The organism is Exiguobacterium aurantiacum (genome assembly GCF_001766415.1).
GTDB lineage: Bacteria > Bacillota > Bacilli > Exiguobacteriales > Exiguobacteriaceae > Exiguobacterium > Exiguobacterium aurantiacum_A.
Genome location: NZ_MKXO01000001.1, coordinates 100214 through 114832, shown reverse-complemented (window position 1 = coordinate 114832; position 14619 = coordinate 100214). Strand labels below are relative to the sequence as shown.

13 protein-coding genes and 2 tRNA genes are annotated in these 14619 nt (G+C 51.8%); 6 read left to right on the top strand and 9 right to left on the bottom strand.

The annotated features are described in order from the left end of the window. Positions 1–99: 99 nt before the first annotated feature. The 3 genes from BJU60_RS00550 to BJU60_RS00540 all read right to left on the bottom strand — a co-directional run bounded on the left by BJU60_RS00550 (position 100) and on the right by BJU60_RS00540 (position 2017). Positions 100–173, bottom strand: a tRNA-Ile gene (locus tag BJU60_RS00550). A gap of 4 nt (positions 174–177) precedes the next feature. Continuing rightward, positions 178–254: transfer RNA gene (locus BJU60_RS00545), tRNA-Met, on the bottom strand. Positions 255–370: 116 nt separating this feature from the next. Further along, positions 371–2017, bottom strand: coding sequence for a Na/Pi cotransporter family protein (locus tag BJU60_RS00540; RefSeq protein WP_070327019.1), 1647 nt, complete (start codon positions 2015–2017; stop codon positions 371–373). Between the two features lie 182 nt (positions 2018–2199). On the opposite strand from BJU60_RS00540, the gene BJU60_RS00535 reads away from it, so the two are divergent. Further along, entirely contained in the window at positions 2200–2658 is a 459-nt protein-coding gene (locus BJU60_RS00535) for a hypothetical protein (RefSeq protein ID WP_254281610.1), read from the top strand. Between the two features lie 21 nt (positions 2659–2679). On the opposite strand, the gene BJU60_RS00530 is transcribed toward BJU60_RS00535, so the two are convergent. Then, complete coding sequence (locus BJU60_RS00530; RefSeq protein WP_254281609.1) at positions 2680–4353, bottom strand: methyl-accepting chemotaxis protein; 1674 nt, start codon at positions 4351–4353, stop codon at positions 2680–2682. 230 nt (positions 4354–4583) lie between these two features. On the opposite strand from BJU60_RS00530, the gene ispG reads away from it, so the two are divergent. Together ispG and BJU60_RS00520 are read left to right on the top strand one after the other, a co-directional pair. Next, complete coding sequence (gene ispG, locus BJU60_RS00525; RefSeq protein WP_016508052.1) at positions 4584–5705, top strand: flavodoxin-dependent (E)-4-hydroxy-3-methylbut-2-enyl-diphosphate synthase; 1122 nt, start codon at positions 4584–4586, stop codon at positions 5703–5705. Positions 5706–5775: 70 nt separating this feature from the next. Beyond that, on the top strand, positions 5776–6360 hold the full coding sequence (locus BJU60_RS00520) for a hypothetical protein (RefSeq protein ID WP_070327017.1): 585 nt from the start codon (positions 5776–5778) through the stop codon (positions 6358–6360). A 32-nt stretch (positions 6361–6392) separates the two neighbouring features. Here the strand turns inward: BJU60_RS00520 and BJU60_RS00515 are convergent, their stop codons facing one another. The 4 genes from BJU60_RS00515 to BJU60_RS00500 are packed head-to-tail and all read right to left on the bottom strand — an operon-like array spanning position 6393 to position 9862. After that, complete coding sequence (locus BJU60_RS00515) at positions 6393–7790, bottom strand: bifunctional ADP-dependent NAD(P)H-hydrate dehydratase/NAD(P)H-hydrate epimerase (protein WP_070327016.1); 1398 nt, start codon at positions 7788–7790, stop codon at positions 6393–6395. A gap of 56 nt (positions 7791–7846) precedes the next feature. Then, positions 7847–8257, bottom strand: coding sequence for a Fur family transcriptional regulator (locus tag BJU60_RS00510; protein WP_070327015.1), 411 nt, complete (start codon positions 8255–8257; stop codon positions 7847–7849). Further along, on the bottom strand, positions 8244–9107 hold the full coding sequence (locus BJU60_RS00505; protein WP_070327014.1) for a metal ABC transporter permease: 864 nt from the start codon (positions 9105–9107) through the stop codon (positions 8244–8246). The genes BJU60_RS00510 and BJU60_RS00505 overlap by 14 nt, the downstream gene beginning before the upstream one ends. Beyond that, entirely contained in the window at positions 9104–9862 is a 759-nt protein-coding gene (locus tag BJU60_RS00500; RefSeq protein WP_070327013.1) for a metal ABC transporter ATP-binding protein, read from the bottom strand. The genes BJU60_RS00505 and BJU60_RS00500 overlap by 4 nt, the downstream gene beginning before the upstream one ends. Positions 9863–10052: 190 nt before the next feature. On the opposite strand from BJU60_RS00500, the gene BJU60_RS00495 reads away from it, so the two are divergent. From BJU60_RS00495 to BJU60_RS00485, 3 genes are all read left to right on the top strand, one after another. Further along, the gene (locus tag BJU60_RS00495) at positions 10053–11588 is read left to right on the top strand and encodes a Ppx/GppA family phosphatase (protein ID WP_070327012.1); all 1536 of its coding nucleotides are present in this window, start codon (positions 10053–10055) and stop codon (positions 11586–11588) included. After that, positions 11585–13750 carry an RNA degradosome polyphosphate kinase gene (locus BJU60_RS00490; protein WP_070327011.1) on the top strand — a complete coding sequence of 722 codons (2166 nt, stop codon included), beginning with the start codon at positions 11585–11587 and terminating at the stop codon, positions 13748–13750. Before BJU60_RS00495 ends, BJU60_RS00490 begins: the two co-directional genes overlap by 4 nt. Before the next feature lie 91 nt (positions 13751–13841). After that, on the top strand, positions 13842–14012 hold the full coding sequence (locus tag BJU60_RS00485; protein ID WP_021065708.1) for a DUF1427 family protein: 171 nt from the start codon (positions 13842–13844) through the stop codon (positions 14010–14012). A 37-nt stretch (positions 14013–14049) separates the two neighbouring features. On the opposite strand, the gene BJU60_RS00480 is transcribed toward BJU60_RS00485, so the two are convergent. Next, on the bottom strand, positions 14050–14616 hold the full coding sequence (locus tag BJU60_RS00480) for a hypothetical protein (RefSeq protein WP_070327010.1): 567 nt from the start codon (positions 14614–14616) through the stop codon (positions 14050–14052). Positions 14617–14619: the final 3 nt, after the last annotated feature.

Here is a 14619-nt window from a genome sequence, read left to right as displayed (position 1 = left end):
TTTCAAAAATAAAATGCTAACGGATATTTACCCGCGTCTTCACTTTTGAAAACAAAAATGTAAACAAAAAAGCAGCTTTCATCAGAAAGCTGCCCTCGATGGACCCTGTAGGACTTGAACCTACGACCGGACGGTTATGAGCCGTCTGCTCTAACCAGCTGAGCTAAGGGTCCTTATTGGTAGCGGCGGAGGGAGTCGAACCCACGACCTCACGGGTATGAACCGTACGCTCTAGCCAGCTGAGCTACACCGCCACGTTGTTATACAGTAATAATATACTGAAGGAAGCCGCTACTGTCAATGAAAAGTCACACGTACGCAAAAAAAGTCTTGCTACTTATAATTTAAGTAGCAAGACTTTTTTGAAACGTTAGACCGATATTTCGTTCGTTGCATCTTCAAGTGTGATTTCCGTGATGTTCATCGCGTGGTCACCGATCCGCTCAAGGTTCGAGAGCATATCGACGAAGAACATACCAGCTTGGCCGTCACATTCACCTGTGTTCAAACGAACGACATGATTTTTACGGAACTGGCGCTCGAGCATGTCGAGTTTCGCTTCCATCTCGATGACTTGACGCGCCTCGACCATGTCACCGCTCGCGAGCGTTTGGAGTGACTTCTCGAGTGTGGACCGTGTCAGATCATACATTTCCGTCAATTCTTTTTGGGCTCCCGGCGAGAGGGTGATGCGTGTCGCCGTCTTATAGTCGATCAACTCGATGATGTTCTCAACGTGGTCACCGATTCGCTCGATGTCGTTGATGGCATGCATGAGTGTCTTATGCTGTTGTGATTCGTGCTCTGTCAAATCGACGGCAGCGAGTTGAACAAGATAATCCGTAATTTTAGAGTTAAGCGAGTTTAACGCATCTTCAATGTGCGCTGATTTTTCCGCGTGCTTCTTGTCACCAGTCTCCATATAAGAACGTGCCTCATCAAGACCGAGTTTCGCGAAATCGCCCATGCGGATGACTTCATATTTAGCTTGTTCGACCGCGATTGAAGGCGACTGTTGAATGAAGATTGGGTCCAAGTGTTGCGCTTTCGTATCAACGATTGAATCTTCACCTGGTACGAGTTTCGTCACGACCCAAGCAATCGTTCCGATGAACCAGAACTGGATCAATGTGTTGGCGACGTTGAACGTACCGTGGGCAAAGGCGATTTGCATCTTCGCTTCAATGTTAAGGAAGTCTGTAATCCAGAAAATATATTGCGTAAAGAGCGGTAAGATAATCAAGAACATGGCCGTCCCGACCAAGTTAAAGATGACGTGGGCCGCAGCTGCGCGACGAGCCGCGACTGACGCACCGAGTGCAGCGAGAACCGCTGTGATTGTCGTCCCAATGTTATCACCGAACAAGACCGGTAGAGCGGCCTTCAAGTCGATTGAACCACCGGCGTATAATTCCTGCAGCACACCGATCGTCGCTGATGACGATTGAACGATCAACGTGAACACCGTACCGACGACAACTCCGAGGATCGGGTTTTGACTCATCGACTGTGTGAGTTCGAAGAAGTACTCGCTCGTACGGAGCGGACGCATGCCGTCTCCCATAAGTTCAAGACCGTAGAAGAGAGCTCCGGCGCCAAAGATGATTTGACCCATATGTTGAAACTTCTCTTTTTTAAAGAAGAACAACAGTGCAGAACCGACGGCAATCATCGGGAGCGCATACTCACCGATATCAATTCCGATGATGAACGCTGTCACCGTTGTCCCGATGTTTGCACCCATGATGACACCGATCGCTTGACGGAGCGTCATGAAGCCGGCACTGACAAGACCGACCGTGATAACTGTCGTACCTGTAGACGTCTGAAGAAGAATCGTAACGATGATCCCGGCTAGTACTCCGAGGAATGGATTCGTTGTATACTTATCAAGGATGTCGCGGAGTCGATCTCCTGCAGACTTTTGAAGGCCGTCTCCCATCGATTTGATACCGAATAGGAAGATCCCTAATCCTCCAAAAAACATGAATAACATTTCTTGCAAATTGTATTCCACGATTTTTGTACCCCTTTTGATTGTGAATTGGTTGTGTTTAATTGGTTCTTATTGCCCTACTCATTATGCCTTCTTCCCTGAGTCGATGTAAACACGTTTAATGTTAAGGTTTTATTAAATAGCTGTCTTATTTTTATGTATTTTAGATAATTTGTACTATAACAGAATGGGGTTTTGTATGTATGCTTAAAACGACATCAATGTTTATCCGCCATAGCCTGCTACCTACGAAGCAAACGCTACGGCTCCGTCTCGCTCCGCTGCACGCTTATATGTTGGCGAGCCTCGTCTTTACAATCGTCGCGACTGTCTTAGATTACCTCGTCTTGCGACCCGATTTTTTCGCACCGATGTGGTTGTTTTTACACGGGTTCGCCATCTTCTTCTTCTATATGATGTGGGTCGCCGTCGCCGCCTTGTTCGTTCAACTCGCGACGAGACTTCGAATGAAGAAACCGTGGCCGTATCGGCAAGCTTGGCCTTACGCGGTCGCGATGACACTCGTCCCGACGCTCTTACTCGTCGCCTTATATCACTTTATGCCCGCATTTCTTTGGCTCGGCTTCGTCGTCACGATCGTCTTCTTGACCGTCCCGCTATTCCAAATTCCGCTCAAACAAAAAAACTCGGGACGGCGCTAATACGCGCTGTCCCGAGTTTTATCACGTCTTCGGTGCAAGTTCAGTAAGTACTTCCTGCAGCCGCCGGCTTTGGTGACCGAGGTCTGTCCCGGCTGCTTGTAACGTTGCTTGAACGTCCGTCCATACTTCGACCCCTTCGTACAATTCGTTCAACTTCCGCTCGAGCGTCAAGCCGATTTCTTTCAGTTGTTCGTTCGCTTCCGCCATGTGGAGCAACTGGCTTCCCGTCGCGGCCGTCTGATCCGTGATCGATTGGAACTCAGCCATCTGGTCGCGCACTTCGTGATTGATTCTCGCAATCCCTGTCTCAACTCGGTCCAACGTCTCACCTAAATGAAGAATATCGTCGCCGAAGCGAATCATATCGCTAAAAATCTCTTCCCGTTCGGATTTGATTTGTCCGATTGCCGCAACGGCAAGTATCGAAGATTCATTCGTCACTTTCGCTAGCTGACCGACTTCATGAGCGACGACAGCAAACCCTTTTCCGTGTTCCCCGGCGCGAGCCGCTTCGATTGAGGCGTTCAATGCCAACATCTTCGTGGCTGCCGCGACCGATAAAATCGTCTGTAGCGCTTCGTCGGCTCGTTCTGACGTTTCCGCGCTGTCGCGTAAACGTTCTTGGATACCGCCCGCCTTCTCGTTGAACTGCTCGCTCACGCCTCTGACCGAAGCAAACGAGGCGATTTCGCTCGAAATCGTTTGTTGCAGCGCTATCGCTCTCAAGTCGACAGCCGAAATATCTTGTTTGAGTGCCGCGACATGGGCCGCAATGTCCATGAAGCGATGCGTCGATTCACTCGTAAACGCCTGATACGATCGACTCGTCTGTTCGACCGTACTTGCGACTTCTTTAAAAGCGACAACTTGTTGTTCATTTGATGCAAGTTGCCGCATGAACGTCGGCAAGCTCGTCTCAAACGCCAAAGACGTCTCGTCCATCGTCAGCAACGACTTTTTCCACAGACCGATGAACGTATTGTACTCACGCTCTAAACTACGGATCTCGAACGACTTGGCTCCTAAGTCTACTTCTTTGAAAGCACGCGTCTCTACCGCCTCACGCAGTCGCGTCGCAAACTGCGATAACGGTCTGACTTCGCGACGGATCATCCGAGAAAATAAATAGATAATGATTCCCATCGCTATGATGATCACAGCGAAAAGCGCCTGTCGAAGTTCCCACATCGACCCAAGTACCGATTGTCTCGTGACAGCCAATACGTAATGAGCTTGTAGTTCTGGGATCGGAACCGCTGCTAAAAAGAAATCGTCTCGTTCAATGACTGCGAGTTCGTTCACTGTCACTTCATTAAATTTGTCTTCAAGCTGCTTGCTCGCTTTTTTTCCTGTCAATTGCTCGACTTGCTCGTCTCGAATCAAGTACTGACCGGCCTCGAGTCCGTCCGCTGATAAAATTGACGCCTGTTGCATGTACGTCGACTTCAACGAGCGTACCAACCCTTTTTCATTTGATAGGTATGCCCCGTACGTCGTTTTGACCGTCTCGCGCATGACTGTCGCTTCTCGGAGTAAGCGCTTCTCGACTTCAGCTGTCAACAGGTGTTCCGCTCTCAGGGCGAACCAACCGAACGTCGTCAAAAACAGGATGACGACAAGCGGCATCAGCGTCCATTGGAGACGTCGTTCAATTTTGACGCCTTCGGGACGTCGCTGCTTCCACAGCTGTTGCAATCGCGTTAACACATCTAATCCTCACCTTTCTCAAGTTACTATTCGTCCGATATATCGGTCTTGAGACGGTGGAAAATTATGAAGCATCTGTTAAGATAACGTTAGGCTTTGTAAAGAGCACATCTCAGGAGCGCTTGCCGGGTGCTTTTTCACAAGCATTTCGTTATGATAAGAAAGAAACCAACCATCTAAATCGATTGGAACCTTTCCAAAAGAAGGAGATTACGTATATGTCAGAAATCTTACACCGTTCATTAACTCGTCCGATTCGTGTCGGCAACGTCATCATCGGAGGATCTGATGAAGTCGTCATTCAGTCGATGACGACGACGAAAACGCACGACGTCGAAGCGACTGTCGCCGAAATTTTACGTCTTGAAGAAGCAGGTTGCCAAATCGTCCGCGTCGCTTGTCCAGATGAGCGAGCGGCCGACGCGCTCGCTGAAATCAAGAGCCGCATCAACATCCCGCTCGTCGTCGATATTCACTTCGACTACAAATTGGCGTTGAAAGCCATCGAAAGCGGTGTCGACAAGATTCGGATCAACCCCGGCAACATCGGTCGCCGCGAAAAAGTCGAAGCGGTCGTTAACGCCGCTAAAGCGAAAGGCATCCCGATCCGCATCGGTGTCAACGCCGGTTCGCTCGAGAAGCAGTTCCTCGAAAAATACGGATATCCGACAGCTCAAGGCATGGTCGAAAGTGCGATGCATCACGTCAAGATTTTAGAAGACCTCGGTTTTTACAACACGATCATCTCGCTCAAAGCGTCTGACGTGAACCTTGCCCTCGAGGCGTACACGCTCGCCGCGAAGACGTTCGACTACCCGCTCCACGTCGGGATCACTGAATCAGGACCGCTGTTCTCAGGATCACTCAAATCAGCGGCCGGACTCGGCGCGATCCTCTCACTCGGGATCGGCTCGACGGTGCGTGTGTCGCTGTCTGACGATCCTGTCGAAGAAATCAAAGTCGCCAAAGAAGTGCTCAAGTCGTTCGGCCTAGCCGCTAACGCCGCGACGCTCATCTCTTGTCCGACATGCGGCCGCATCGAGATCGATTTGATCTCGATTGCGAAAGAAGTTGAAGAGTACATCCAAAACATTAACGTCAACATCAAAGTCGCCGTCCTCGGCTGCGCGGTCAACGGACCGGGTGAAGCACGTGAGGCGGACATCGGCATCGCCGGTGCCCGTAACGAAGGCCTGCTCTTCCGTCACGGGAAAATCATCCGTAAAGTACCGGAAGCAACGATGGTCGAAGAGTTGAAGAAAGAAATCGACGCCATCGTCGCCGAGAAACTTGCCGCGCGTGAGCTTGAAGAACAACAACTTGCCAACCAATCTAACTAATCTCTCGCCCGCTCGGTTGCAACCGAGCGGGCTTTTGATACAATGAGTGTTATGGCAAGGAGGAATCAAGATGCACATTGGGATAGATTTAGACGGAACCGTCACGGATCCGCAAAGTTGCTTTCACTATATGAACGACATGCTCGGTTACGCCATCGATTATCATCAGGCGACCGAATACGAGCTCCATACGTACACGAATATGACGCAACATGATTTTTGGACGTTCATGATTGAACACGGTCATGAAGAAGCCATCTATCGGCGTTCACTCCCTCACTCTGAAGTGAACGAAGTGCTCTGGCACATTCGGAAAACGCACCAACTTCACTACGTGACGGCGCGCAGCGAGGCCGTCCGCTCCGTCACCGAGGACTGGATCAAACAGCATGAACTGCCGCTCGACTCATTGATCATGACAGGCAGTCACGACAAAGTCGGCGTCGTCAAAGATCTCGCGCTCGACTTGTTCATGGAGGACCGCTATGAGAATGCCATCTCGATCCATGAACAGACATTGATTCCGGTGCTCTTGTTCGACGCCCCGTATAATCGTCGACCGTTACCGGACGGGGTGAAACGCATCACGTCTTGGAACGAGGCACTCCATCTCGTCGACCGCTTTGAGACTACAAAATCCATCATCACCCTATAAAAAAGAGGAATCCGCCGCTGGATTCCTCTTTTTCATACCCGTCCGATCGCCTCGATGACATCGCTCGCGAGAACGCTTGCCGGATGGATCCGTTCACTCGCCGACCTAGCGGCTAACGCGTGCCATAGGACGGCTTGTTCGTTCGGGGGCTGCTTTGGCTCGATCCGCGCACTCCGGGCCCAAAGCGCGAGCAGTATGCCGGTCAAGACGTCACCGCTCCCGCCTTTCGAGAGTGCCGGTGCTGCGACCGTGTTGACGGCACCAGTCCCGTCTGGCGAAACGATCAACGTGTACGTCCCTTTTAGAATGAGATGAACCCCATGTTGCCTCGCAAAGTCTGATGCGGCCTTGAACCGGTCTGCCTCGATCATCTCGACCGTCTGTCCCGTCAACCGGGCAAGTTCACCAGGATGCGGGGTGAGCGTCAATGGGCCCGACGCCTGTAAGTGTTCCTTCGTCAGCGCACCGGCATCGACGATGATCGGCGTCGTCCGTTTCTTGACCGCTTGCCAAGCGTTCGTCAACCGTTCATCCTCGACCATGCCGGGACCGATCGCCGTCGCCGCATACCGCGCGTCCGGTATGGCGTCGATCTCGTAAAACATCGCCTCCGGTAACGTTGCGGCCAGTGCCATCGCCTCAGCCGGCACCGCCAAATCGAGTAGTCCGAGTCCGCTCCGAAGGGCGGCCCGGGCTGCTAGAAACGGTGCCCCGATCAAGTGGCGGCTCCCGCCGACGAGCTGACCATGACCGTAAGTCGATTTATGGCCATATGGATCACGGGATAACAGACCGCGATCAAAATCGGTCTCCGTCAACACGCGCCAGTTCGACGTCTCGGGCAATCCGATGTCGATTCGTTCGACTTTCCCGTAAAACGGTGCGGTTTGATTCAAGAACGCACTTCGCTTGTAACCATGTAACGTCAACGTCTGATCGGCTTTGATCGCGTGACCGTCGAACCGGCTCGTCTCGTCGCTCGGCACACCGGACGGGACATCGACCGCGATCACCGTCACCGCTTGGTCGCACATCCAGGTGATCACGTCTCTCGCTTTCCCTGTGACCGGTCCGTCAAGGCCGACTCCGAACAAGGCGTCGATAATATAGTCCGTCCGTCTCGGATCATCTACGACCGGGACCACTTGCTTCGCTAACGCTGCGTGCGTCAAGGCTTCTGGCGATCTCGGCTCGCCGAGTGGTGCCCAGACGCTGACGTCATACCCACGCCGGTGCAGTTCACGGGCGATGACCCAACCGTCGCCCCCGTTATTCCCTCGTCCACAGACGACGAGGACGGATGCCTCTGCTCGAATCGCCAAACGATTCGTCAAGGCCAGCGCCGCCCGCTCCATCAAGGCTTCGGGCGTCGTCCCGTGCGCAAAAGCCTGTTCATCCGCTCGCTTGATGTCGCTTGCCGTATAAATCATCGACTCACTCCTTTCTTATATGTACACAAAAAAGGAAGTTGCAGTAATCAACCTCCTTACTTACATTGTTTACAATACCCGTAAATCTCAAATTTATGATCGATGACCTCAAAATCGGGGTCAAGCGTCTCTACGTAACGCATCGGGCAAAGTTCGAGCAGTTTCGTCTTGCCGCACCCGCGGCAGATCAAATGATGGTGGTGGTGCGATGAGCCACACGTGACCCGGAACGCTTTCTCACCGTTCAACTCGGTCGCTTCGAGCAACCCTTCCTCCGCAAACGACTTCAAGTTCCGGTAGACCGTATCAAAGCTCATCGTCGGATGTTTCGAACGCATATAATCCAGGACGTCTTTCGCACTGACGTAGCGTTCTTCGGCCGCCAAATAAGCGTACATCTCAATCCGTTTCGGCGTCACTTTCAATGACGACGATTGCAACCGTTCGATTTGTTCAGTCTGTTTCATGGAGTACCTCCTTCTTCCGTAACGAGCCGATCTTCTCAAACAACATGACGGCAGCCAAAATCAAGACGGCGAGCAAGACGATGACACCGCCCGGGGCGACGTCTAGTTCGTAGGCGAGGACAAGTCCCCCAATCGTCGCAAACTCACCGAACACGATTGCCCAAACAATCGTCTGTTTGAAACTGTTCGTGAACCGGAGTGCGGCCGCGACCGGTAACGTGATCAAGCTCGAGACGAGCAACGTGCCGACGATCCGCATACTGACGGCGATGACGAGCGCGACGACGAACATGAACAACATGTGTAACAACGTGCTCGGCAACCCGGACACTTTCGCTTGTTCTTCATCGAACGACAAGAACAAGAGCTGTTTATAAAACACGACGATGACGATGACCGTGATGAGCGCGACAGCTAGAATCAAACCGATATCAGACGGACTGACCGCTGAAATCGAACCGAACAACAGCGTCGACAAATCGACCGAGAAGCCGCGCGACAACGAAATGAAGATCGCGCTCAGCCCCATCCCCGCCGACATCATGATCGGGATCGACAGCTCTTGGAAATGGACGTACTTATTGCGGAGCCAATCGAGACCGAGCGCCGCGAGCACCGAGACGAGCGTCCCGAGGTAGAGCGGATTCAAGTCAGAGAAAAACAAGACATACTGTCCGAGAAACAAACTGAAGGAGATGCCGGCGAGCGTCACGTGTGACAAAGCGTCGGCAATCAGACTCATCCGTCTGACGACGACGAAGGAACCGATCAACGGGGCCGTAAACCCGATGACGACGGCCGCTACGAACGCATAACGTAAAAAACTATAGGTTAACAAGTCGGCAATCATGACATACCTTCATGAACGAGGACTTTGACGGGATACGGCTTGATGGCGGCAAGTTCTCCTAGTTCGCTATACTCTTTCAACCCACAGTTACAGGCCATACGTCCCCGGTCAAGATGGACGACTTTCGTGACGAGGTCGGTGACGACGTTTAAATCGTGCGTGACGAGGATGAACGTGCATGACGTCTGCTCGCGCAACAAGTGGAGCACTTCATAAAAGTCCCGCAGATGCTTTTGGTCGACCCCGACCGTCGGCTCATCCAAGATGAGCAAATCGGGTTGGTTGACGATGGCCCGGGCGATGAACACACGCTGCTGTTGCCCACCGGACAGGCTTCCGATTTTGCGGTTCCGATACTGCCACATGTTGACCGTCTCGAGCGCATTTTGAATGGCGGCCTTGTCTTCCATGTTCAATCGCTTGAACAGACCTAGCCGTCCGTACCGGCCCATGGCGACGACTTCTTCGACCGTCACCGGAAACCCCGAGTTAAATGACGCCGCTTTTTGGGAAACGTAACTGATACGGGACTTGTCCTTGAATTGGCCTTGCGGGCGACCGAACAGTTCGACCGTTCCCGCCTGCGGACTCAATAACCCAAGGATCGTCCGAATCAACGTCGACTTGCCTGACCCGTTCTCGCCGACGATGGCGACGAAATCACCTTGCTTGATATCGATGGACACGTCCCGAAGTGCGGCCGTGCCATCATAATAATACGAAACATGATCTAATTTTACGACAGATGTCGTCATGAGCTACCCTTCTCTCGTTTGATAAATCGTAATCATTTCTACTTGCTTGGCGTCTGTATTATACAGAATATTATTAAATGCTTCAAGTTTGAGAAGATCGAGGCGCTCGTCGTCACGTCTTCACACAAAATCAAGATGAGTTTGTCTAGTGTTCGTTGTACACTAGAGGTATCGCAGAGGGGGATTTACCGTGGAAAAAAAATTAGCAGTCATTGATATCGGGTCAAACTCGATTCGCAACGTCATTTTTGAAGTGAATCGACACGGCCAATATTTCGAACGGTTGAACGTGAAAGAAGTCGCTCGGCTCTCGAGTCACATCACCGATGCGAACGAACTGTCCGAAATGGGCATCCAATCGTTAATCGAGACACTCGACCATTTCATCAGTCTGAACAAGCATCATGGCGTCAAAGAGATGTTGCCGGTCGCGACCGCAGCCATCCGCAACGCCAGCAATTCTGAAGCGATTTTAAACGAGGTCCTTGACGCGACCGGGATGGAGATCCGCTTGTTGAGTGACTATGAAGAGGCGTATTACGGATACTCGGCCATCGTCAACTCGACTTATATCGAAGACGGCTATTCGGTCGACATCGGCGGCGGCTCAATGGAAGTGACTTACTTCAAAGACCGCGAGCTCGTCTTTTATCATAGTTTCCCGTTCGGTGCCGTCACGTTGACGAACGATTTTATGTCAGGCGACACGCTCTCGAAAGATGAGCGGAAACAACTGACCGCGTTCTTGAAGAAAGCGTTCAAAGACATCGATTGGCTCGTCCCTCACGGTGTTCCGCTCGTCGGTGTCGGCGGGACCGCCCGAAACCTCGTCCGCGTCGAACAGTCGTTGTCCCACTTCCCGCTTGAAGGCATCCATCAATATACGCTCGGTGCCGATCGGCTTCACGAGGTCGTCGATGAACTGATCGACATGTCGACGAAACAACTCGGACGACTCGATGGCCTGTCAAAAGATCGGATGGACATCATCGCTCCGGCCGTGACCGCAATCGATGAACTGGCCCGCTATTTAAAAGTGCCTGAGTTTACGATGAGCAATAACGGTCTGCGGGAAGGGCTATTTTATGAATACTATTTAAAAGAGAACAACGAAGTCCGTTTCGCTGATGTCAAAGAAGAAAGTTTCCGCCACTTCGAGAAACAATACGACGTCGACCCGGTCCGGCATCGTCATCTCGTCCATCTGGCCCGTCAAATTTATATGGGCTTGATCGAGGCGAAGACGGTCAAACCAAAACCGTTCGAACCGGGACTGCTAGAAGCGGCTTGCCGTCTCGCTTACGTCGGTGAATACATCGACCATAACAACAAGAGCGACCACACGTTCCATTTGATCACGACCAATGACTTTAAAGGCATGAACAACGAAGACCGGCTCGCCCTGGCGCTCGTCACGTCTTACAAGTCACGGCGCCTGCTCGAACAGCATATCGAGGGCTTTCCTGAATGGTTCGACTCGAAAATGTTGAAGAGTCTAGAACTGATCGGATCAATCGTCAAACTTGTCGACGCGCTCGATTTGACCGAACGTCAAGTCGTCGAGAACATCGACGTCGAGACAACAGACGACGGGCTTGCCTTCACCCTTCATACAGCGACGTCACCGCGCTTTGAATTGCAGCGCGGCATCCGTCACAAAAAGCATTTAGAACGCGCGATCGAAACGACGATCGAGTTACGCGTAGAGGAGAGGATCACTTTATGACGACTTACTTACCAGAACATTTTAACAACCGCGAATTGAGCTGGCTCAGCTTTAACGAACGCGTGCTCCAAGAAGCGATCGATGACCGCAATCCGCTCATGGAACGCCTCAAATTCCTCGGCATCTTCAGTGCAAACCTCGATGAGTTCTACATGGTCCGTTTTGGAGGACTGAAAGACGAGGTGCTCGCCGGATTCAACCAACCGGAGGACAAGGCCGGGCTGACACCGAAGCAGCAAATTAAAGCGATCTCGATCAAGGCCCAAGAACTCGTCGAAGTCCAATATGCGACGTATAAAAAAATCGTCAAACAACTCGGAACAGAAAACGTCCGCTTTTTACGTCCGAAGCACTTGAACAAAGAGCAACTTGATTTTGTTAAACTGTATTTTCGGACCCACGTCTTCCCGGTCTTGACACCGATCGCGGTCGATGCGTATCGCCCGTTCCCGATGCTGTTGTCAAAATCGCTCAATATCGCCGTCGAAATCTCGTCGACCTCAGAAGGCAAAAAGCGACTCGCCCTCGTTCAAGTACCGGCCGTCCTACCGCGTTTTCTCGAACTGCCGACAGAAGACGAAGAACATGCCGATTTGATGTTGCTCGAAGACGTCATCATCCAATTCATCGATTCGCTCTTCAAAGGCTTTGAAGTCGAGTCGACGATGCCGTTCCGGATCACCCGCAACGCTGACATGCCGTTCCATGAAGAAGGCAGTCACGATGTGTTGAAACAGATCGAGAAAGAATTGAAGAAACGCCGTTACGGCGTCGGCATCCGCCTCGAGGTCCAACAACGTTCACTCAGTAAAGAACTGTTGTTTATGCTGCAAGACGTCCTCGATCTGCACGACCGCGACATTTTCGTCGTCGACGGACCGATCGATTTGACGTTCTTGTTTGGCATCTATAATAAGATCGGGATCGAGTATGATGAGATGATCAACGAGACGCTCATCCCGTTCGTCCCGGAAGGACTCGAGCCCGGCAAGGACTTGTTCAAGGCCGTCCTGAAAAAGGATTACTTGCTCCATCACCCATACCATTCGTTCGACCCGGTCGTCCGCTTTATCGCCCAGGCCGCGAAAGACCCGAACGTCTTGGCCATCAAGCAGACGCTTTACCGTGTGTCTGGCGATTCACCGATCATTAAAGCGCTCACTGACGCCGCCGAGAGCGGCAAACAAGTCACCGTCCTCGTCGAACTAAAGGCTCGGTTCGATGAAGAGAAGAACATTCAATGGGCGAAACAGCTCGAAAAAGCTGGGGCCCACGTCATCTACGGCTATAAAGAGTTAAAAACGCACTCGAAGATCACACTTGTCGTGCGGATTCTAGAAGGAGGTGTCCTCCAACGCTTCGTCCACCTCGGTACCGGCAACTACAACGACTCGACGGCGAAGCTTTATACGGACATCGGCTTGTTGACGACGAACGAGGACTTGGCCGAAGATGCGACCAACTTCTTCAACTGGCTCTCCGGTTACGGTGAACGACCGTCTTGGCACGAGTTCGAGACGTCGCCTGACGACATGCTCGACTTCTTCCTTCACAAGATTCAAGACGAGATCAAACTGCATGAGAAGTATGGGAACGGTCGCATCGTCGCCAAGATGAACTCGCTCACCGACAAGTCGATCATCACGAAGCTGTATGACGCGTCTCAGGCCGGGGTCAAGATCGATTTGATCATTCGCGGCATCTGTTGCCTGCGGCCGGGCATTAAAGGCGTCTCGGAAAATATTCGTGTCGTCTCGATCATCGACCGCTATCTAGAACATTCTCGCATCTTCTATTTCTACCAAAACGGGAAAGAAGACTTGTATTGCTCGTCTGCGGACTGGATGACCCGAAACATGAAAAAGCGCATCGAGATCTTGTTCCCAATCCTAGATGCGGGTCATAAGTCATACATTAAAGACATGCTCGCGCTACAGCTCGTCGATAACGTCAAAGCGCGGATTCAACGCGCCGATGGCAGTTACGTCTACATCAAGCAAGAGCCTGGCCAAGAGAAAATTCAATCGCAGATCATCATCCATCAATATACAGGCGGCCGTTGGAACAACATCCCGAGCGTCTTCGAACGGGAGCCGTCAAACTGGGCCGAACGTGAAGTGCTTCGCCTCCGGGCCGAAAATGAGAAAATGACTGATGACTGATGTTAGACTTCTCAAACGAGAAAGAACATTGTATAATTAGTTCGTTCAGTTAGTTGAAACGCTTTCATTTTCGAATATGGAGGAATCATTCATGCAAGAAATCTTACTCTCGTTGCTCGCCGGCCTCATCTGTGGCATGATTTTCACTGCCTTGAAGTTGCCGTTGCCTGCCCCCCCGGTCTTGCCTGGCGTCATTGGAATCTTTGGCGTCTTTCTCGGGATGAAAGTTTACCAATTCGCGCTTGCGAACTGGCCATTTTAAACAAAAAGAACGATGCCCGCGGGCATCGTTCTTTTTGTTACTCTGCATGATGGATCGCCTTATGACAAGTCGGACAGACCCACATCCCGCTGTCTCCTTCAAGATGGTACTCTAGCAGACGATGGGCCATCGCCCCATACCTGTCTATCAAGTCGACTCCACAGCTCGTACAAGCCGTGACGGAAGCGATGTGGTGCATCAGTCGTTCCCTGGCTAGATGCGTCTCATACGTTTGCCGTGTCCAGCGTTGGGATGGGACTTGATAACCGCGGTCCCACATATCTTTTAACGTCGCATACGACGTCGACACGTCGTACATACCACTCTTGAGCAGCGGATGATGAAAATCAAGGCCGATTAAATCGACGAGACAATAGTCTCGAACTTCATCGTCGGGACGCGTTCGCCAATACCGGTCGTCGGGGCGCGTCGTCGTCTCGACGAGCATGACCTCGACTTCCGCGACGATCCCGTACCCGACGACTTCGATCAAGGCTGGTCCCTCAATGCTTCCTTCAATGTAAAACGGGCTCTGCTCGCGAAAGTATGTCGGGAGCGCCGACCATACGTCATACGCCTCTGGATCGATCTTTAGCACGTTCATCGC

Excerpts from the sequence above, each read along its gene's own strand:
- BJU60_RS00480 (WP_070327010.1), bottom strand. The coding sequence starts at position 14,616 with ATGAACGTGCTAAAGATCGATCCAGAGGCGTATGACGTATGGTCGGCG.
- BJU60_RS00535 (WP_254281610.1), top strand. The coding sequence starts at position 2,200 with ATGCTTAAAACGACATCAATGTTTATCCGCCATAGCCTGCTACCTACG.
- BJU60_RS00505 (WP_070327014.1), bottom strand. The coding sequence starts at position 9,107 with ATGATTGCCGACTTGTTAACCTATAGTTTTTTACGTTATGCGTTCGTA.
- BJU60_RS00485 (WP_021065708.1), top strand. The coding sequence starts at position 13,842 with ATGCAAGAAATCTTACTCTCGTTGCTCGCCGGCCTCATCTGTGGCATG.
- BJU60_RS00515 (WP_070327016.1), bottom strand. The coding sequence starts at position 7,790 with ATGATTTATACGGCAAGCGACATCAAGCGAGCGGATGAACAGGCTTTT.
- BJU60_RS00490 (WP_070327011.1), top strand. The coding sequence starts at position 11,585 with ATGACGACTTACTTACCAGAACATTTTAACAACCGCGAATTGAGCTGG.
- BJU60_RS00510 (WP_070327015.1), bottom strand. The coding sequence starts at position 8,257 with ATGAAACAGACTGAACAAATCGAACGGTTGCAATCGTCGTCATTGAAA.
- ispG (WP_016508052.1), top strand. The coding sequence starts at position 4,584 with ATGTCAGAAATCTTACACCGTTCATTAACTCGTCCGATTCGTGTCGGC.
- BJU60_RS00500 (WP_070327013.1), bottom strand. The coding sequence starts at position 9,862 with ATGACGACATCTGTCGTAAAATTAGATCATGTTTCGTATTATTATGAT.
- BJU60_RS00520 (WP_070327017.1), top strand. The coding sequence starts at position 5,776 with ATGCACATTGGGATAGATTTAGACGGAACCGTCACGGATCCGCAAAGT.